The organism is Peribacillus sp. Bi134 (assembly GCF_918698065.1).
Lineage (GTDB): Bacteria > Bacillota > Bacilli > Bacillales > DSM-1321 > Peribacillus.
Genome location: NZ_CAKKLN010000002.1, coordinates 322,556 through 342,963 on the forward strand (window position 1 = coordinate 322,556; position 20,408 = coordinate 342,963).

The following is a 20,408-nucleotide window of genomic DNA, read 5'->3' on the forward strand; positions in this document are numbered from 1 at the left end:
ATTTTGGTACGAATCAGTGGTTTAGCAAGCGGGATGGACATTGATGAATTAGTTAAGAGCATGATGCAGGCAGAACGGGTGCCATTGGATAAACTGACACAGAAAAAGCAGTATTCCGAGTGGCAGCGGGATGATTACCGTTCGATAAATACAGCTTTATCAGAATTGGATACGCTCATTCGTGATGGAATTGGGAAGCAGTCTTCCTTCATTAAAAAGAAGGTGACGTTATCGAATCCAGATGCTGTATCAGTGAGAAATGTGAATTCGACCAGTGATTTTTCCGGGAATATAAAAGTGAATGGACTTGCCAAGGCAGCAACCATGACAAGTACAGAAAAATCAGCTGTTACCGACCCCAAAAAGAAACTATCGGAATTGGGAATCACGACTCCTCAAGATATTACGATACTGTCCATCAATAAGGATGGCGGTTTTGATACGGAAGTAAAAGATGGCGCAACAGTGGAAAAACTGTATACTCTTACCCTTGATGCGGACGATACGTTAGAAAGTGTCATAAATAAAATTAATGCAAACTCGGGAGTGACTCTATTTTTCGATGAAACGTCCCAGAAGTTTTCCATCACTGCTAAAAATACAGGTGATATAAAAAATCGGCCTGAAATTGAGTTAGGGAGTACCGGAGATTTCTTCAATGTGCTAAAAATGAGCAGTAACAATGAAGGAACTGGCGGCACAATAGGGGAAAATGCATCGATTACTTATAATGGCCTGGACATTTCCCGGCCTTCGAATACGTTTCAGATTAATGGAGCGGAAATAACGGTAAAGCAAAAAACGACGGATACAGTCACATTCTCATCAACAGCTGATGTGGATGCCATCCTGGACACGATCACTCAGTTTGTGAATAAATACAATGATGTCATTAAAAAGGTTCAAGATAAAACGGGTGAAGCTAAATATCGCTCCTTTACCCCGCTTACCTCTGAGCAAAAGAAGGCAATGACAGAGGATGAAGTGAAGCTGTGGGAAGAAAAAGCGAAAAGCGGAACATTAAAAGGGGATTCGACGTTAAAAAGCCTCCTGACCACAATGAGGTCATCCCTATACACCTCGGTGGATGGGATCACAGGAAAAAACAATCTCAGCAGTTTGGGGATCACCACCACCAAAAATTATTTGGAGGGCGGTAAATTAACGATTGATGAGGACAAGCTCCGGGCAGCCATTAGTGAGGATCCGAATGCGATTTATGATATGTTCATGGCCAATGGGCCAGAAAAGAGCGACAAAGGCCTCGCGCGCCGGTTAAGGGATGATATAGAATCATCAATGAAGGCGATTACTGAAAAGGCCGGAAAGGCCGGATTTGTTAATAACAATTTTACAATCGGAAAATTGGTCGATGGGCTGGATAAGAAGATTTCAACATTTGAGGCAAAGCTAACGAAATTGGAATCGCGCTATTACAACCAGTTCACGGCGATGGAAAAAGCGATTCAAAAGGCAAACAGCCAAAGTGCATCGTTAGCTTCTTATTTTAGTTAAGGTAAGTCGGAAAGGAAGTTAAATATGGCAATAAATAATCCTTATCAATCGTATCAGCAAAATTCAGTCAACACAGCATCCCCGGGAGAGCTTACATTACTGCTTTATAATGGCTGTTTGAAGTTCATCATGCTTGGGAAGAAGGCCATTGAAGCAGGAAATATCGAAGCGAAGAATACGAACATCATCAAGGCGCAAAATATCATCCGCGAATTGATGGTGACGCTGAATATGGATGCGGATGTATCCAAAGATATGATGAGTCTATATGATTTCATGAACCGGCGTCTGATAGAAGCGAATATGAAAAATGATGTTTCTGCCTTGGAAGAAGTGGAGGGCCTTGTTACTGAGTTCCGGAATACTTGGAAGGAAGTAATTCAAATCAATCGGAAAAAACAATTTACCCAAAGCGGTCAAGTGTAATGGTGATTAGGACCTTTCATGATTTGACTGTTGAATTACTTGCCGTTCTGGAAAATCACACGATTACAGAGCGTGATGATAAAATAGAAAGGATCACAAAGCTGATCGATCAGCGAGATGGACTTCTTTCTCGAATCAAACCGCCTTTTACTGCAGAAGAGCAGCAGCTGGGACGTGCAGCACTGTTGCTCAACCAAAAGGTCGATCACTTGCTGAAGCTCCAAAAGCAGGAGATAAAGCGGGATATCCAGGAAATAAACAAGAAGAAACGATCGTCCAATAAATACACGAACCCGTATGAAAGTCTATCAGTGGATGGTGTGTTCTATGATAAAAGAAATTGATTACACGACCGTTTGGATTCCAAAAGGTTTTCATGTTAATTATTTTTAAATTTTCTGTAAATAAAATAGGCTTAATTTTTTCTTTATAGCATAGCATTTGATATAATGAAGCTAGGGCAGACATCAACCCCTTTCCAAACCTTCCGACAATTGTTTCATTATTTCGACATATTTCATGATGTGTTTCTAAAAGGAACCGGAGGGGTATTGTAGAATCTAACTGTATAGTCTTAATTTAAGGAGGACTCACTTTATGAATTACAACGTACGCGGTGAAAACATTGAGGTAACTCCAGCAATTCGAGAATACGTCGAAAAGAAAATTGGCAAGTTAGAACGATATTTTAACAATACACCAGATGCAAATGTGTTAGTGAATTTAAAAGTGAACAATAATACATCAAAGGTCGAAGTGACGATTCCCATGCAGAATTTGGTTCTTCGTGCTGAAGAGGAAAATGCGGATATGTATGCTGCCATTGACTTGATCAATGATAAGCTTGAACGCCAAATTCGTAAACATAAAACGAAGGTCAATCGTAAGTTCCGGAACAATCTATCAGCTGCACCAGATGCATTCGCCTTCAATATGGAAGTTGACGAAGTGGTGGATGAATTCGAAGACGATAATGATATTGAAGTGGTCCGCAATAAGCGCTTTGATTTAAAGCCGATGGACAGTGAAGAAGCGATTTTACAAATGAATATGCTTGGTCACAGTTTCTTCGTTTACACGAATGCGGATACTAATACAACGAACGTAGTGTACCGCCGAAAAGATGGACGCTATGGATTGATTGAACCTAGTTAATTATTATTCTAAGATCAAAAGCACAGCCCAGCCTTTGGGTTGTGCTTTTTTAATGCCTGTTGATAGAATTCGTTTGAAAAGGAAAAGAATGATTGCTTCTTTTGTTCTCTATAAAATACAAATCAACGAAAAATCCTTTTGAAGAACAATTATTGTTCTTTATTAAGATAAATAGTCAGTTTTACCTATTTAATAACCCCCTTCTTTTGCACTATACTCAAATTGTGAGTTCTTTAAAAAGAACGGCTGATTTTTTATAAAAAACAATTTGATCAAGGTGCAGAGGGGTTGGATTACTTGTATCGAAAGAATTGCCATACTTGCCATAGGGCTTCTTTTAGCAGTGCGGAATATGGAAAGTGGCTTTGCCCGACCTGCGGTGAGGATTTAACTGCGCAAAAAGCCTTGGATGCACTTACAATGGAGAGAATCAATACAAAGCCACGAAATATTAAGAAGAGCAATATTCACTATTATACAAAAAAACGAAAATGAATTAGTCTATGATAAATTACCTGCACTATGAATTTTCTTAATTTTGTAATAATTTGTCGGATAAAAGTTTTTGCATTTAGGTAGATTACCGACATAAAATAGCAATATATGGAGTGGGTATCCGTTATAATATGATTATAAGTAATGTATTTGGTAATAAATACCAACAAAGGCAAACTTATTGAAAGATGAGGGCGCAAAGGCACAGGTCTAAGGTCCTCGAGACTATGATGGCTGGTCTGCCTGAAATACAAGGAGTATTTTAGGAGGTAGAAGAGGTGGCTAATGTGGAAATGGATCAAGAATGGGTGAAATTGATTTCAGAAGCAAGGAGCTTGGGTTTCAAAAAGGAGGAAATCAGTGCTTTTTTGAAACGGGAAAGCCTTGAGGTAACATTAGAGGAGAACAATGGAAAATAGCTTACGAAAAAGTTCGAGAACATCCCTATAAACAGTAATTCGATTCATTAGCTGTTTATAGGGTTTATTCTTCCTTGAGATTCTACAAGTCTAGCTTATTCAAACTGTATTCTTCAGGATTATGTAGGTAAACTAGTGTACTACCACTCTACTCTTCTTTATCTTTTCTCCATTTATTAAACTCGATGAATTCCCTGAATTGTTGTTTTGAGACACCCGAATTCATGGCTTCCTCAACGATTTTCATCCAGTCAGTGTCTAAGGTTTCCTTATTTGGTGCATCATAAAGCAGGGCATCAACAGGAATGTTTAGTACGGCGGAGATTTTTTCAAGAAATTGAATAGAAGGATTCGTTTGTAAGTTCCGCTCGAGCGAACTTAAATAAGACTTTGCCACACCCGCTTTATCGGCAAGTTCAGTCATCGACATTTTCTTTTCTTCTCGCAGTTTTTTTACACGTTCACCAATCATCAATACCACCTCGAAACATGTTCTATTTATCTTCCGCTAATAAGTGTCAGTAGCCAATCTTATCATTCAAAACAAGACGACTGTAAGGTTGGATTACCTTGACATGCTATCGCTAGAGAGGACACACAGCATCTAGTGATGGAAGGTTATGGATAATTCACATTTACATATGGAATAGTGGGGAGTTAGCAACATATTTTTTATACTTCCTTCTATTTTAACAGTTTTACTCCTCATTTATCCATTGTTTTTCGCAAGAATTGAATTCAGGTCTATACCAGGGAAGTGACATGAAGTTGTACCTCTATGATAGAAGTGGTAAAATTAAGCGTGCATTAGTAATAATAGAAGTGTGTTTCTTCTTACTTATATGAATTTTGTCATTGAACGATAATTACCATAATAGAGGAGCGTTATTGAATGCTTAATATATTAAATAAAGTTTTTGATCCGAATAAGCGAGAAATCAAACGTTTAGAAAAAATCGCCGATCAGGTCGAAGCGCTGGCTGATGAGACGGCGGGGTTATCGGATGAACAGTTGCGTGCCAAAACGGGTGAATTTAAAGAGCGTTATCAAAATGGGGAAACCGTTGATGATTTGCTTGTTGAGGCTTTTGCGGTTGCACGTGAAGGGGCAAAGCGTGCTCTGGGCTTATATCCTTATCGTGTTCAAATCATGGGTGGGGCATCACTTCATGATGGAAATATCTCCGAGATGAAAACAGGGGAAGGTAAAACCTTAACGTCCACCATGCCGGTTTATTTAAACGCGCTTACCGGTAAAGGTGTACATGTCGTTACTGTCAATGAATACTTGGCACACCGTGATGCCACCGAGATGGGTGTATTGTATGATTTCCTTGGTTTGACCGTCGGGTTGAATTTGAACAGTCATTCTAAAGAAGAAAAACAGGCGGCGTACAATGCTGACATTACGTACAGTACGAATAATGAGTTAGGTTTTGATTATCTTCGTGACAATATGGTGTTATATAAAGAACAAATGGTACAGCGCCCGCTGCACTTCGCTGTCATTGATGAGGTCGATTCGATTTTGATCGATGAGGCAAGAACGCCATTGATCATTTCCGGCTCTGCACAAAAATCGGCTCAGCTGTATATCCAGGCCAATGCGTTTGTAAAAACCTTGAAAAAAGAAACCGACTACACATATGATGAAAAGACAAAAGGTGTTCAGCTGACGGAAGATGGGATGAATCGAGCTGAAAAAGCGTTTAATATCGATAATTTATTCGATATTAATCACGTTACTTTGAATCATCATATCAATCAGGCGTTAAAGGCACATGTTTCCATGCATTTGGATGTGGATTATGTTGTCCAGGAAGGCGAGATAGTCATCGTTGACCAATTCACTGGCCGTTTGATGAAAGGCCGCCGTTACAGTGAAGGTCTCCACCAGGCGATCGAAGCGAAAGAAGGACTTGAGATTCAAAATGAAAGCATGACTCTTGCGACGATTACATTCCAGAACTATTTCAGGATGTATGAAAAGCTTTCAGGTATGACCGGAACAGCCAAAACGGAAGAAGAAGAATTCCGCAATATTTATAATATGAATGTAATTGCGATCCCGACAAACAGGAATATCATCAGGGACGACAGGGCAGATCTTATATACGCGACAACTGATGGCAAATTCAAGGCTGTTGTGGAAGACATCGCCGAACGCTATACAAAGGGTCAGCCTGTGCTTGTCGGTACGGTTGCCATCGAAACATCTGAAGTCATATCTGCCTATTTATCAAAAAAAGGAATCCCTCACGATGTTTTGAATGCCAAGAACCATGAGCGTGAAGCGGAAATCATTGCGAATGCAGGTAATCAAGGCTCAGTTACGATCGCTACGAACATGGCAGGGCGCGGTACGGATATCAAGCTTAGAGAAGGTGTCAAGGAGCTTGGGGGCCTTGCTGTAATCGGTACGGAACGTCATGAAAGCAGGCGTATAGATAACCAGCTGCGTGGTCGGTCCGGCCGTCAGGGAGATCCAGGGGTCACTCAATTCTATTTATCAATGGAAGATGAATTGATGCGCCGCTTCGGTTCGGATAACATGAAAAACATGATGGCGCGCCTTGGTATGGATGATTCCCAGCCAATTCAAAGCAAAATGGTGACAAGGGCCGTTGAATCCGCACAGAAACGGGTCGAAGGCAATAACTTCGATTCACGTAAGCAATTACTGCAGTATGATGATGTTCTCCGTCAACAACGGGAAATTATCTATAAACAGCGTTTCGATGTCATGGAAAGTGACAACTTACGTGAAATCGTCGAAACGATGATCACGGCATCCATCCAGCGAAATGTTGTCGCGTTTGCACCAATGGGTGATGAGGAAGGCTGGAATTTACAAGGCCTTGTCGATTACCTGAATGGTAACCTATTCAATGAAGGTTCAATCACTGTAGCTGATTTGGAAGGGAAAAATGAATCGGAATTGGTTGAGTTCATTTTAGCAAAAGTGAAAGAAAGCTATGACCAAAAAGAAGAAGAGCTATCTGAAGAACAAATGCGTGAATTCGAAAAAGTAATCGTTCTTCGTGCCGTCGATAGCAAGTGGATGGACCATATTGATGCGATGGAGCAATTGCGCCAAGGGATCCACCTTCGTGCTTATGGCCAGATTGATCCGCTTCGTGAATATCAATCAGAAGGTTTCGCAATGTTTGAAGCGATGATTGCTTCAATGGAAGATGAAGTCGCAAAATACATCATGAAGGCCGAAATCCGAAACAATTTGGAACGTAAGGAAGTCATAAAAGGACAAGCGGTCAATCCGAAGGAAGAAGACGGGGGGAAAGTGAAAAAAGCCCCTGCCCGTAAAAAGGAAGACGTTGGCCGAAACGCGTTATGCCCATGCGGCAGCGGTAAAAAATATAAGAATTGCCATGGCAATTTAGGTTAAAGTTAGGTGTATAATGATTATGGGACGGTTAAGTGTAAGGCTTGCCGCCTCTTTTCATGTTTTGTTTGCATAAAGGTATACATTTGCATATAGTTTGGAGAGGTTTTATTTGTAATGAAGGGAATCCCTCTTCAGGGATTTTTTTTAACATACTTAATGAGGTGAAGAGAAATGGAATTAGCAGAAATTAGAAATGAACTTGAACGGACAGCGCAACGATTAACGGACTTTAGGGGGTCTCTTTGACTTAGATGAAAAAGAGGCACGAATCGCACAGCTAGAAAATGAGATGACACATCCCGATTTTTGGAATGATCAGCAAAAGGCACAAACTGTCATCAATGAAACGAATGGTTTAAAAGAACAAGTCAATCAATTATCCGACCTGAATGAATCATATGAAAATCTGGATTTGACATATGAATTAGTGAAAGAGGAGAACGATCAAGAACTTTTAGCGGAGCTGGAAGAAGAGATCACGGTTCTTGCACAAAAGATGAACGACTTTGAACTTCAACTTTTACTAAGTGAAGAATATGACTCGAAAAATGCCATTCTTGAACTGCATCCTGGTGCAGGCGGAACGGAGTCCCAGGATTGGGGTTCCATGCTGCTGCGCATGTATACAAGATGGGGTGAAAAAAGAGGCTTTAAAGTGGAAACCCTTGATTACCTTCCAGGTGATGAAGCTGGTATCAAGAGTGTCACTTTAATTTTCAAAGGCCATAACGCCTATGGTTATTTGAAAGCGGAAAAAGGGGTACACCGTCTTGTTCGTATTTCTCCTTTCGATTCCTCAGGACGACGCCATACTTCATTCGTTTCATGTGAAGTCATGCCGGAATTCGATGAAACGATCAATATAGAAATACGTACGGAAGATTTGAAAGTCGATACGTACCGGGCAAGTGGTGCAGGTGGTCAGCATATCAATACAACGGACTCGGCAGTCCGGATCACCCATATACCTACGAACACCGTGGTAACGTGCCAAAACGAGAGATCTCAAATCAAAAACAAGGCCCAAGCAATGAATATGCTGAAAGCCAAATTGTATCAACGTGAAATTGAACAGCAACAAGCGGATTTGGATGAAATCCGTGGTGAGCAAAAGGAAATTGGCTGGGGAAGCCAAATTCGTTCTTATGTTTTCCACCCGTATTCCATGGTTAAAGATCACCGTACCAGTGCGGAGACCGGAAACTTGGGAGCTGTCATGGATGGCGATATCGATATGTTCATTGATGCGTACTTGCGTTCAAAATTATAAGATCAGCCAGTCGGACCGGTTTCCACGGTCCGACTTTTTTTATTTTTTCCTTTTTAACGAATCTTCTGGCTGACATTTACAGGATTGAAAAGGGATGCTCTACCTCGTTCGGCCAATACTAGATAATAATGATGGTTCGAGGAGACTTATGCAAAATGAAGAAAAGATACCGGGAGCAGAAGCACCCTTTAATTCAAAAGTTAACGGAGTATGGATTGGTGATTGTCGGTTCATCCATAATTGCCATTGGTTTTAATGTATTCTTACTGCCTAACCAGGTCGCATCTGGCGGGGTCAGTGGAATTAGCACGATTCTCGGTTCAACTCTCGGTTGGGAGCCAGCCTACGTTCTTTGGGGTTTTAATATCCCTTTGTTCATTGCGGGGCTTATTATCCTTGGAAGACATTTCGGAGCCAAAAGCTTGATTGGAACCTTGTTTCTGCCTTTAGTGGTATTTCTGACAAAGGATTGGGATGCATGGACGAATGATGCATTGCTTGGTTCGATTTGCGGAGGGATGATGGTCGGACTTGGGCTGGGGATCGTCTTTCGAGGGAAGGGTTCCACAGGCGGGACCGATTTGGCGGCACAGATTTTCCATAAGTATACCCATCTGTCATTAGGAACCTGTGTGGCAGTCATTGATGGAATCATCGTTTTAAGTGCTGCCATCGTTTTTGATATTGAAAAAGGGCTTTATGCATTGATTGGATTGTATGTGACAAGCAAGACGATAGACCTCGTCCAGGTTGGATTGAACCGTTCGAAGATGTCATTAATCATCACGAATAAAGAAATGGAAGTAAGGGATGCTATCATACATGAGCTGGACCGGGGTGTAACAGGCATATCCGGGTATGGCGGCTATACAGATGTTACTCGTCCAATTTTGATGTGCGTAATAGACCAGTCAGAATTCACCAAATTGAAACAATTGGTGAAACTCGTTGACCCTAAAGCGTTTGTAATTGTAATGGACGCATCGGAGGTACTTGGGGAGGGTTTTAAACTGGATTGAAATTGGTATAATGTTCTTGTGCTGGTATAAATCAGAGGGGGTAAATTCAATGAAAATGAAGTGGTTAGCCTTAATTTTGGGTACTTCTTTGGCCTTGGCTGCATGCGGTGGGAACGATGATGCTGCAGATAAAGAGCCTGCAAGTGAAAATAATGAAACGACTACGGCAGATGCCGGTGATGCCGCAAAAATTTATGAAAACAAATGTTCAAGTTGTCATGCAGTGAATCTTGAAGGCGGCGTAGGACCGAATTTAACGAAGGTCGGTTCTAAGCTATCAAAAGCAGACATCGAAAAAGTCATTGCGAATGGTCAAGGCGGAATGCCAAAAGGTATAATCCAGGGCAAGGAAGCGAGCATGGTCGCTGAATGGCTTGCTGAACATAAATAATGATTAATGAAACGTCCTGCTTAGCAGGACGTTTCATTTAGCCTCCTTTAATAAACCTCGTGACAACTCACATTTAACCCCCTTTTCAAGCAATCAAATCCTGGAATTATTACATAGATGTTGATATATGTCTAACTGAAATGAAACTGTAATATTTTTTATGCTTAATTTGACAAAATATGATGTTATAATGTTTCTGTGCTCAAGTAAGAGAGTTTCCTGTCAGATTTCAGTGAAAATTGTCGAAAAAGCTGTAGGTACATAGTGATAATCCAAGCAAATTAGGTGGTTTTAGAATGATAGAAATGATAGATGTGAAAAAGACATATCCAAATGGCGTAATTGCCATTAATGGAATCAATGTGAAAATAAAGGCAGGCGAGTTCGTTTATGTAGTGGGTCCGAGCGGTGCCGGAAAATCGACCTTCATCAAAATGATGTATAGGGAAGAAAAGCCTACAAGCGGTAATATCTTGGTCAATGGCCTTAGCCTGCCAAGTATCCGCAATTCGAAAGTTCCTCTATTCCGCCGTAATATCGGTATGGTATTCCAAGATTTTAAACTCCTTCAAACATTCACTGTATATGAAAATGTTGCTTTTGCCATGGAAGTTATTGAAAAGGAACCAGAAGAAATCAAAAAGAGAGTCATGGAAGTCCTTGATCTGGTTGGCATTAAGCATAAAGCAAGAATGCTGCCTTCCGAGTTATCTGGTGGGGAACAGCAAAGGGTTGCAATAGCACGTTCGATCGTCAATGATCCCAAGGTAGTCATAGCCGACGAGCCTACAGGTAATCTTGATCCCGAAACATCATGGGAAATCATGAACATATTTGAAGAAATTAATAAACGCGGAACTACACTTGTCATGGCCACTCATAATAGGGACATCGTCAACAATATTAAACGACGTGTCATTGCCATTGAAAGTGGAAAAATAGTTCGCGATGAACATCGAGGTGATTACGGATATGAAATTTAGAACATTGCTCCGTCACTTCCGTGAAAGTTTTAAAAATATTGGCCGTAATGGATGGATGACGTTTGCTTCAGTCAGTGCAGTAACGGTCACTCTAACTTTGGTTGGCGTCTTTTTAGTGCTCATGATGAATTTAAATCATATCGCGGGAAATGTGGAGAAAGATGTCGAAGTTCGTGCACATATTGATAATGCGGCGAATGATGACGATATAAAAGCTATAGGTAAGCAAATTATGGAGATAAACGGCATTGAATCAGTGATTTTCTCTCCAAAAGATGAAGAGCTTACTAATTTAATAGATGATTTAGGAGATAATGGTGAGGCTTTTAAACCATTTGAACAGGATAACCCATTAAGGGACGTTTATGTTATCAAAACGAAATCTCCGCAAGATGTCATCAAGGTGGCAAAAAAAATCGAAGGTTTTGAGTATATCCAAAGTGTTAAATATGGACAAGGCTACGTCGAGAAACTATTCAGCTTTGTTAATATTGCTAGAAACATAGGGATCGTCCTTATTGTAGGTTTACTATTTACTGCAATGTTCCTGATTTCGAATACGATTAAAATTACCATTGTAGCCAGAAGGAAAGAAATTGAGATCATGAGATTGGTAGGAGCAACGAATACGTTCATCCGTTGGCCATTCTTCTTGGAAGGACTGTGGTTGGGAGTCCTCGGTTCCATAATTCCGATAGGTCTGATTGCAGTACTCTACTACAATCTTTATAAATATGCAGCACCGCAGATTACGTTCAAATTCATCGATTTCCTGCCTGCAAATCCGTTTATTTATCAAGTTTCGGCCATCCTCATCGTAATTGGAGCCGTTATCGGTATATGGGGCAGCTTGATGTCCGTCAGGAAGTTCTTGAAAGTATAAAAGTGTATCTTTGCTCGAAAGCCATAAGAACACAGACATAAATAGAGAGACGTTACAAGCACGGATGTAACGGGTTGAAAGGGGAAATGAAACGTGAAAAAAAATATCATTGCCATGAATGCCTCCATCATGATCGGGTTGGGAAGCATTCTAGCGGCACCTTCGGTTTATGCTGAGTCGATTTCGGACTTAGAAAAACAGAAAGAATCCATTCAGGAAAAACGTTCGGGTGTTGAATCGAATATTTCCGAAACTGAAAAGAAAATCGATAACCTGCAGGATAAGCAAATGACAGCAGAAGACCAAATCGCTGCCATTGAAGCGAAAATTGCAGAGTCCGCAAAGAAAATCGATGCTAAAAATGCTGAAATTACACAAACGAAAAAAGAAATCGAGGCATTGAAAGAAGAGATTAAAGTATTAAAAGAGCGGATCGCCAAACGTAATGAAGTATTGAAGGAAAGGGCACTTTCTTTTCAGGAGACTGGCGGGGACGTGAACTACCTTGAAGTATTATTCGGATCATCCAGTTTTGGGGATTTAGTTGACCGTGTCGGAGCTGTAGCAACAATCGCTGAAGCGGACCGCGATATTTTAAAGCAGCATGAGCTTGATAAAAAGGATCTGGAAGAAAAGCAAAATGCCGTTGAAACGAAGCTTGCCAGTTTAGAAGTGGCAAAAGCTGAACTATTGGAGATTCAAAAGCAACAAAAACAGCAGAAGCAAGAAAAGGATGCTTTAGTTAAGAAATTAAAGCAACAAACTGAAAAGCATGAACATGAGAAGATGGGTCTAGAGGAAGAAAAAGCGAATCTTGCTGCTCAAGAAAAAGCCATCAAATCTGCCATCAGCTTAGAGCATCAACGTCTAGCCGAATTGGAAGCAGCTCGTAAAAAAGCGGCAGCTGAAGCGAAAAAACGTGCAGAGCAAGAAGCGGCACAAGCGGCTGCACAAGCAGCATCACAAGCATCGGAATCAAAAAAACAATCCACTTCTTCAGGATATAGTGCAAAAAGCAACAGTTCATCAGCGCCATCAACTTCACAACCTTCGTCTAATGTAAGTTCAGCGCCAGCTGTATCATCTGGTACTTTCACTAGACCAAGTGCAGGATATGTATCTTCAACAATGGGTGAACGTTGGAATAAACAGCATGCCGGCATCGATATCGCTGCTAGCGGAACGGTTCCAGTTGTAGCGGCAGCCGACGGAGTCGTAAGCCGTTCTTACTTCTCAAGTTCATACGGTAACGTCGTCTTCGTTACCCATTCAATCGGCGGTCAGCAATGGACTACTGTGTATGCACACTTAAGTTCTAGACAAGTAGGCGAAGGTGCTGTAGTTGCCAAAGGTCAACAAGTTGGCATCATGGGTAACACAGGACATTCCTTCGGTCAGCATTTACACTTTGAGTTACATAAAGGTCCATGGAATTATAGCAAGTCAAATGCTGTTAATCCATTAAACTATATACCTAATTAATACCCAATATATGAACGAAAAAACAGATCAGGATAAATTCCTTGTCTGTTTTTTTTTTTGTAGTGTCACCATTTTCTATAAGCATATTCTTTCCATTCCCATCATATAGTGAAATACATATCAGGTCAGAAATGGGGATAAATATGGTCAAAAAATGGGTACTTCCTCTAGCAATCATCATGTCACTAGCCATTGGAGCAGTGGGGGGCATATATTGGACAAGCCTTCCTGCCAAGAATGAAGCAAAGGATGAAAGTCAAGAAATAACGAAGGATAAGGAATGGGCAAAAGTGGAACAAGCTTACGGCTTGATCGTAAGTCAGTATGTAGAACAGGTGGACGGCTCCAACCTGGTGGAGGGTGCCATCCAAGGTATGCTGTCAGCGCTGAAAGATCCATATTCCGTATATATGGACAAGGAGACCGCCAAGCAATTCAATGAAACCCTGGACTCCTCTTTTGAAGGGATCGGGACTGAAATCGGAATGGAAGATGGTAAGGTCATAATTGTTTCTCCTTACAAAGACTCTCCTGCTGAAAAAGCTGGATTAAAGCCGAAAGATCAAATCCTTAAGGTGAATGGTGAAAGTGTAGAAGGTTTGGATCTGTATGAAACACGCCTGAAAATCCGCGGCAAAAAAGGATCTCCCGTCAAAATGGAAATAAAGCGGGCAGGGGTGGATAATCCACTTGAATTCAATATGGTGCGTGCCGAAATTCCGTTGGATACCGTATTTTCATCAATTAAAGAAGTTGCAGGAGAACAAATCGGTTATATCGAGTTGACCACTTTCTCGGAAAATACTGCATCTGATTTCAAAAAGCAGATGAAAGAGCTCGAAAAGAAGGGAATCAAGGGCTTGGTCATAGATGTACGCGGCAACCCAGGTGGCCTTCTTTCTAGTGTGGAAACGATTCTTGGCGAGTTTATCACAAAAGACAAGCCATATTTGCAAATTGCAGAAAGAACGGGCGAAACGCAATCGTTTTTTACAAGCCTTAAGAAAGCGAAAAGTTATCCCATTGCCGTCTTGACGGATAAAGGGAGCGCCTCAGCCTCGGAAATCCTGGCAGGCGCGATGCAAGAGGCGGGAGGCTATCCATTGGTTGGCGAGAAGACCTTCGGGAAAGGCACAGTACAGCAGGCTGTACCAATGGGTGATGGCAGTAAGATTAAACTAACATTATATAAGTGGCTGACGCCTTCAGGGAACTGGATCCATAAAAAAGGGATCGAGCCGACAATCAAAGTGAAACAACCGGAGTATTTTGATGCACATCAGCTGGCCATTGAGAAGGTGTTGCAGCGGGATATGAATGATGAACAAATCCAGTATGCCCAAAGCATTCTGAAAGGACTTGGATTTGAACCGGGCCGTGAGGATGGATATTATGATTGGAGTACAGAAATCGCAGTAAAAGCATTCCAAAAACAATTTGGCCTGGAAGTGACTGGTAAGCTGGACGCTAAAACCGCAGCACATTTGGAATCCGCCATTCTGGATAAGATCCAGGATGAAGATAATGATATTCAGTTACGCACGGCTTTGAATTATTTAGTGAAGTAACTTGATGGCACCGTTCCCCTTGGAGCGGTGCCTCTTTTGCATTTGTTTGAGTTCGCCTGCGAACATGGAGGCAGATTAGGGGAAACTTTAGATAAAGCTACTTTTTCTGCATCTTAATAGGCATGGAGGCTACATTTTTGATAGAATAGGAGGTAACTGACCAGAACGAAATTGACAAAATTTTGATTACATTTGAGGATGGTGGAAAGAAATTGACAACGGATTGGCTGATAGCATGCTTAATGGGATTAGGAAAACTCTTCCTTCATCCTTTGCTTTATGTTTCGATTGCCTATTGTTTATTCATCGGCTATCTTCGCGTTAAACGGGAACGCCATGATTTTAATACGAAGATTTACAGTTTTTCCATGGAGCTGCGTTCCATGTTACCTCAAGGATTGATATGGGGATTGATCCTTTCCTTCCTTACGCTGGCTACTGGACTCGCCATTCCTATGGCGGCGCTGCTCATCATGGCAGTGGTAACGATTTTGTCCATGCTATCCATGAAAAGGAGGTTTGTTTCCCCCGTTTATACAGTGGGACTCACCTTCTTTATCCTTTTCTTTTTATATGATAGAGATATCAAGCTTACGTTCTTTCAGGATGCCTTTAATCAGCTGGATCGGTCCGTATATCCGACACTTGTCATTTTAATTGGGTTATTATTGATTGCTGAAGGGTTCTTGATTGTTGGCAACGGAAGTAAAAAGGTCTCTCCCCAGTTGGAGGTATCCAAGAGGGGGCAGCCGATAGGTGTGTATGTATCACAGCGAATCTGGCTAATTCCCATGTTCGTCATGGTTCCTGGAGGACAACTTCCAATTCCTTTCGAATGGTATCCAGTTTTTTCAATCGGGGATGTATCCCTGTCGCCGATCGTACTGCCCATATTAATCGGCTTTAGGCAAAAAGTGCATGGGACGCTCCCTGAACTGGCCATTAGGGCGCAAGGCAAAAAGGTAGGGGCATTGGGAATTATGATTACGCTTTTGGCGGCAGTTGGTTACTGGTATCCCCCATTGGCAATCATGACGGCTGTTTTAGCAATCCTCGGTCGTGAATTTCTGCATTATTCCCAAAAGGCAATGGATCAAAAGCTTCCTTTTTATTTTTCGAAAAGTAAGCTGGGTGTCCAGATCTTAGGCGTTATCCCTCAATCTCCGGCAGATAAAATGGGGTTGCTAAAAGGCGAGGTCATTTCGAAAATAAATGGTGTCGTCGTCAGGGAAGAAGAAGAGTTATACAGGGCCCTCCAAATAAACCGGGCACATTGCAAGCTTGAGGTCATCGATAATAATGAACAGATTCGTTTTGTGCAAAGAGCTCTATTTGACGGGGAGCATTACGAATTGGGCCTCTTATTCGTTGACGATCAATTGAAGGAAAGCGGACAAGTGGGATAATGACACATTAATATAAAATAAAAGGCCTTTCTCGAATTATATCGAGAAAGGCCTTTTTCAATGGAAACGTGTTATTACTTTTCAAGCATGATCTTTTCTATATCTTCAAGCATTTTATTAGCTGCAATTACTCCGCCAGCTGTATTCCATGTTGCGTCGCTAACCTCATGGGCATTTCCGTTTTTGACTGCATCAAGGTTTTTCCAAAGTGGATCATTCGTCCATTCTTTTGCTGTGCTTAGGGCTTGTTTGTCGCCTTCAGGAGCGTAAGTGAAGTAGAAGAGAATATCTCCATCCATTTTAGGGATGACTTCTTTTCCAACCTCAATGGCAAGGTTGCCTAATTTATTATCTGCAGTGAAGAGTTCCTTCTGTTGTTCTGCACGTTTAAATCCTAATTGATCGAAAATCACTCCAGAGAATGAATCAGTGTAATAAATACGAGTAGTTCCAGCCATGAAACGAACAATGGAAACTTCTTGATTTACTTTATCACCCAATTTAGCTTTAAGATCTTCAGTGTTTTTATCGAATTCTGCAATTACATCGTTCCCTTTTTCTTCAAGGTTCAAGGCTTTTGCATATAGTTTAAAGTTTTCTTTCCAATCTCCTCTTAACGTTTCCGAGAAAACGGTAGGGGCGATTGCATTTAATTTATCATAAACAGCTTCTTGGCGTATCTTGCTTCCGATAATCAAGTCAGGCTTCAGTGATGCGATTTTCTCTAAGTTAACTTCATGTTCAACACCAACAACTTCGACCCCATCCATATCATCTTTAATATGGTCGTACCAAGGGTCACCAAGCCATGATTGAACGGCACCAACAGGTTTAATCCCTAAAGCAATCAATGCTTCAGTGCCTTCATTTGTTAAAACGACCACTCTTTTAGGCGTTTCTTTCAACTCGGCAGTGCCCATGGCATGCTCAATTGTGTAGCTTTTCTCCTCTTTCTTGTCTTCAGCTTTATTTCCATCGGCCTTTTCATCCGAATTCCCGCAAGCTGCTAGAAGGAAGACTGCAAATATTGTAAAAATCGTTAATAAAGACTTAAATCTAAACATCTATGTATCCCTCCCAATTTGTCAGCAAATGATAATCATTCGCACTTAACAGCACCATCATAAAATGAATATACTTTTCTGTCAATATATAATTGAAAATGATTCTCAAATTCGTTGACATAATCCTGTTTAGACCAGTAAAATATTACTATACAAACGTGATTGGAAAGGTAACTGGATATGTTATTAAAAAATTCATGGCAGAAATGGATGGGGCTGTTCATTACCATTCTTTTGCTGCTATTTTTACTGTGCTCAAGCATTGTATACGGTTATACAGATACAACGTGGAAAATGGCCATCGATGCTTTTACCGATTTCAATGGGACGAACGAACACATTGTCATTCAATCAGTCAGACTTCCGCGGGCCCTGATAGCTTCGGCAATCGGTGCAAGTTTGGCTATTTCCGGGGTGTTAATGCAAACGCTAACTAAAAACCCCCTCGCATCTCCAGATATATTCGGGGTCAACGCCGGGGCGGGATTGGCGGTTGTAACAGGTGTCACCGTTTTTGGAATAAGTAATCTTCAAGTATTCACATGGCTGTCATTCATAGGGGCGGCCATAGCCGCGATAAGCATATATATGATTGGAAGCATGGGACGAGGCGGCTTGACACCTATGAAGCTGACATTGGCTGGTGCAGCCATGACGGCCATGGTAGCTTCACTTACACAAGGTCTTCTTGTTTCTAATGAGGCTCTTTTAGAGCAAGTCCTATTCTGGCTTGCCGGATCCGTCTCCGGTAGAAGTCTGGACAATTTAGTTGCTGTCCTGCCTTATCTTGTCGTAGGCTGGGGCCTTGCCTTGATCATGTCCGGTAAAATGAATGTGTTGTCCATGGGTGAGGATGTTGCAAAAGGTCTTGGATTGAATATAGTTTTCCTTAAGCTGGTTCTGGGGCTGGCAATCATCCTTCTCGCTGGCGGATCAGTGGCGGTTGCGGGTCCGATTGGCTTTATAGGAATCGTCGTTCCACATCTTACCCGTTCTATAGTAGGCATCGATCATCGCTGGCTGATTCCCTTCTCTGGACTTTTCGGGGCGGTGCTTTTGATTGCGGCCGATGTCATATCCAGGTATATCCTGATGCCTCGAGAAGTTCCGGTCGGAGTCATGACAGCCATAATAGGGACCCCATTCTTTATTTATATAGCTAGAAAGGGGTTCAGCGGTCGATGAAGTCATATAAGAGCTTTCGTTTGTTTAATGAAAAAATATCATTCTTGATGGATAAAAAAGCTATGATCGTGATTTTCATATTATTTGTAGTCACTTCACTAGTGTTTGTGATCAGTACTGGCGTGGGTGAAATGAATATAAATCCGCTAAGTGTCCTCCAGGTCCTTTTCGGAGGGGGAACGGAGAGCGATCGGCTTATCATCCAATCTTTCCGCCTGCCTAGAATAATTGTTGCCCTGTTGGTGGGGATGGGCCTTGCTGTTGCTGGCGGAATCCTTCAAGGGATGATTCGGAATCCACTTGCTTCGCCTGATATCTTGGGGATAACGGGAGGAGCGACAGTGGCGGTCGTTGGATTCTTGGCCATTTTTAGTGATAAGAATCATTCATTAACGGTTAGCATCAATTGGCTGCCGTTAGCTGCGTTCATTGGGGCGACAGTCGTGGCCTTACTTGTTTATTCATTAGCCTGGAAAAATGGAGTTCCCCCGATCAGGCTTGTGTTGATCGGAATTGGGGTGATGGCCTTAATGAAGGCACTCACTACGATGATGATGATTCTTGGTCCAGTCTATCAAGCGAGCCAGGCCAACCTTTGGATCACGGGGTCAGTGTCTAACTCCACCTGGAATAATATCGCTGTTCTGGCACCATGGACGATTCTATTCCTATTAATCGCCTTCCTGTATGCCAGAAATATTAATTTACAGGAGCTTGGCGATGACCTTGCAACGGGTCTTGGGGGACATGTCCAAAAACAACGGTTTACATTATTGATGATCAGTACGGCCTTGATTGGCGGTTCCACAGCTTTTGCTGGAGGAATAGGCTTTGTTGGATTAATGGCCCCACACATGGCCAGAAGGCTTGTTGGTTCTAGTTTTGGAGTGTTACTGCCCACTTCAGCTTTGCTTGGCGGCATCCTGGTTATGGTGGCGGATTTGATTGGACGGACCCTATTCTCACCTTTGGAAATACCGGCTGGTGTCTTCACAGCGAGCATCGGGGCACCATACTTCATTTATTTACTTTATAAAACGAGGAATTCGTAACACCGGTAAATGTAGAAAGAAGCAGCCATCCCTAGGATGGCTGCTTCTTTATTAATTAAGCTTCTTTTGCAACTTCGATTTCGATGGTAAGCGTGATTTGATCGCCGATCAGTACGCCGCCTGTTTCTAAAGCTGCGTTATAGGTTAAACCATAATCACTGCGTTTGACTTTACCTTTTCCGCTAAAGCCTGCTTTTTCATTTCCCCATGGATCTTTTCCTTGGCCTTCGAAGGTGATGCTGAAAGTTTCTTCTTGTGTGATTCCATTAAGAGTCACATTTCCAGTTACATCGTATTCATCTTCATCCGTTTTCACAATTTTTGTTGATTTGAATGTTAATGTAGGGTTTTTTTCTACATCAAAGAAGTCAGCGGAACGCAAGTGATTATCCCGGTCTGCATTGCGTGTGTCAATACTGGCCACATCAACGGTAAAATCGATCTCTGCAGTTGTTAGATCCAATGGGTTTGCAAGAATGTTTGCTTCGAACTTATTAAAACTTCCTTTTACTTTAGCGATCATCATATGTTTTACGGAAAATTCAATAGCACTGTGAGTCGGGTCGACTGTCCATTTTGTATTGGTCATGATAATTCCTCCTAATTATTAATCTTGAATTTATATATCTTTAATTTGAGATATCTTAACTTAATGTAATTATAAGAGGTGGAAGCAATAGTGTCAACTG

At 41.6% G+C, this 20,408-nt stretch carries 19 protein-coding genes and 1 riboswitch; of the genes, 16 read left to right on the forward strand and 3 right to left on the reverse strand.

The features are described from left to right. Positions 1-3 precede the first annotated feature (3 nt). From LQ188_RS04485 to LQ188_RS04505, 5 genes are all read left to right on the forward strand, one after another. Positions 4-1,515: a flagellar hook-associated protein 2 gene (locus LQ188_RS04485; protein ID WP_101223756.1), complete on the forward strand. Its 1,512-nt coding sequence runs from the start codon at positions 4-6 to the stop codon at positions 1,513-1,515. Positions 1,516-1,539: 24 nt separating this feature from the next. After that, the gene (gene fliS, locus LQ188_RS04490; protein WP_101223755.1) at positions 1,540-1,941 is read left to right on the forward strand and encodes a flagellar export chaperone FliS; all 402 of its coding nucleotides are present in this window, start codon (positions 1,540-1,542) and stop codon (positions 1,939-1,941) included. Continuing rightward, positions 1,941-2,285, forward strand: a complete 345-nt coding sequence (locus LQ188_RS04495) for a flagellar protein FliT (RefSeq protein WP_230176151.1) — start codon at positions 1,941-1,943, stop codon at positions 2,283-2,285. Before fliS ends, LQ188_RS04495 begins: the two co-directional genes overlap by 1 nt. Positions 2,286-2,538: 253 nt before the next feature. Further along, the gene (gene raiA / locus LQ188_RS04500; RefSeq protein WP_137016562.1) at positions 2,539-3,096 is read left to right on the forward strand and encodes a ribosome-associated translation inhibitor RaiA; all 558 of its coding nucleotides are present in this window, start codon (positions 2,539-2,541) and stop codon (positions 3,094-3,096) included. A gap of 656 nt (positions 3,097-3,752) precedes the next feature. Next, positions 3,753-3,838, forward strand: a riboswitch (cyclic di-GMP riboswitch). Between the two features lie 31 nt (positions 3,839-3,869). Further along, positions 3,870-4,010 carry an anti-repressor SinI family protein gene (locus tag LQ188_RS04505; protein ID WP_230176152.1) on the forward strand — a complete coding sequence of 47 codons (141 nt, stop codon included), beginning with the start codon at positions 3,870-3,872 and terminating at the stop codon, positions 4,008-4,010. 148 nt (positions 4,011-4,158) lie between these two features. On the opposite strand, the gene LQ188_RS04510 is transcribed toward LQ188_RS04505, so the two are convergent. Continuing rightward, the gene (locus LQ188_RS04510; RefSeq protein ID WP_063233922.1) at positions 4,159-4,482 is read right to left on the reverse strand and encodes a helix-turn-helix domain-containing protein; all 324 of its coding nucleotides are present in this window, start codon (positions 4,480-4,482) and stop codon (positions 4,159-4,161) included. Positions 4,483-4,902: 420 nt separating this feature from the next. On the opposite strand from LQ188_RS04510, the gene secA reads away from it, so the two are divergent. From secA to LQ188_RS04555, 9 genes are all read left to right on the forward strand, one after another. Continuing rightward, positions 4,903-7,416, forward strand: a complete 2,514-nt coding sequence (secA, locus tag LQ188_RS04515) for a preprotein translocase subunit SecA (protein ID WP_230176153.1) — start codon at positions 4,903-4,905, stop codon at positions 7,414-7,416. Between the two features lie 171 nt (positions 7,417-7,587). After that, a protein-coding gene (gene prfB, locus LQ188_RS04520) for a peptide chain release factor 2 (RefSeq protein ID WP_230176154.1) occupies positions 7,588-8,686 on the forward strand; the annotation gives its coding sequence in 2 pieces (ribosomal slippage) (positions 7,588-7,650 and positions 7,652-8,686; 1,098 coding nt in all). Between the two features lie 155 nt (positions 8,687-8,841). Beyond that, complete coding sequence (locus tag LQ188_RS04525) at positions 8,842-9,705, forward strand: YitT family protein (RefSeq protein WP_101223750.1); 864 nt, start codon at positions 8,842-8,844, stop codon at positions 9,703-9,705. Positions 9,706-9,754: 49 nt separating this feature from the next. Continuing rightward, positions 9,755-10,096, forward strand: a complete 342-nt coding sequence (cccB, locus tag LQ188_RS04530) for a cytochrome c551 (RefSeq protein WP_230176155.1) — start codon at positions 9,755-9,757, stop codon at positions 10,094-10,096. A gap of 296 nt (positions 10,097-10,392) precedes the next feature. Next, positions 10,393-11,079 carry a cell division ATP-binding protein FtsE gene (ftsE, locus tag LQ188_RS04535; RefSeq protein ID WP_063233927.1) on the forward strand — a complete coding sequence of 229 codons (687 nt, stop codon included), beginning with the start codon at positions 10,393-10,395 and terminating at the stop codon, positions 11,077-11,079. Next, positions 11,069-11,962 (forward strand): permease-like cell division protein FtsX, encoded by an 894-nt coding sequence (gene ftsX / locus LQ188_RS04540; RefSeq protein WP_230176156.1) that lies wholly within the window; start codon positions 11,069-11,071, stop codon positions 11,960-11,962. The genes ftsE and ftsX overlap by 11 nt, the downstream gene beginning before the upstream one ends. A gap of 93 nt (positions 11,963-12,055) precedes the next feature. Beyond that, complete coding sequence (locus LQ188_RS04545) at positions 12,056-13,444, forward strand: M23 family metallopeptidase (protein WP_101223747.1); 1,389 nt, start codon at positions 12,056-12,058, stop codon at positions 13,442-13,444. Between the two features lie 143 nt (positions 13,445-13,587). After that, the gene (locus tag LQ188_RS04550; protein ID WP_101223746.1) at positions 13,588-15,012 is read left to right on the forward strand and encodes a S41 family peptidase; all 1,425 of its coding nucleotides are present in this window, start codon (positions 13,588-13,590) and stop codon (positions 15,010-15,012) included. A gap of 212 nt (positions 15,013-15,224) precedes the next feature. Next, positions 15,225-16,418, forward strand: a complete 1,194-nt coding sequence (locus LQ188_RS04555; RefSeq protein WP_101224005.1) for a PDZ domain-containing protein — start codon at positions 15,225-15,227, stop codon at positions 16,416-16,418. 74 nt (positions 16,419-16,492) lie between these two features. On the opposite strand, the gene LQ188_RS04560 is transcribed toward LQ188_RS04555, so the two are convergent. Continuing rightward, positions 16,493-17,482 carry an iron-siderophore ABC transporter substrate-binding protein gene (locus tag LQ188_RS04560; protein WP_063595771.1) on the reverse strand — a complete coding sequence of 330 codons (990 nt, stop codon included), beginning with the start codon at positions 17,480-17,482 and terminating at the stop codon, positions 16,493-16,495. Positions 17,483-17,662: 180 nt separating this feature from the next. On the opposite strand from LQ188_RS04560, the gene LQ188_RS04565 reads away from it, so the two are divergent. Together LQ188_RS04565 and LQ188_RS04570 are read left to right on the forward strand one after the other, a co-directional pair. After that, positions 17,663-18,667 carry an iron ABC transporter permease gene (locus tag LQ188_RS04565; RefSeq protein WP_101223744.1) on the forward strand — a complete coding sequence of 335 codons (1,005 nt, stop codon included), beginning with the start codon at positions 17,663-17,665 and terminating at the stop codon, positions 18,665-18,667. Continuing rightward, on the forward strand, positions 18,664-19,719 hold the full coding sequence (locus LQ188_RS04570; protein WP_101223743.1) for an iron ABC transporter permease: 1,056 nt from the start codon (positions 18,664-18,666) through the stop codon (positions 19,717-19,719). The genes LQ188_RS04565 and LQ188_RS04570 overlap by 4 nt, the downstream gene beginning before the upstream one ends. 55 nt (positions 19,720-19,774) lie before the next feature. Here the strand turns inward: LQ188_RS04570 and LQ188_RS04575 are convergent, their stop codons facing one another. Next, complete coding sequence (locus LQ188_RS04575) at positions 19,775-20,308, reverse strand: YceI family protein (protein ID WP_101223742.1); 534 nt, start codon at positions 20,306-20,308, stop codon at positions 19,775-19,777. Between the last annotated feature and the right edge of the window lie 100 nt (positions 20,309-20,408).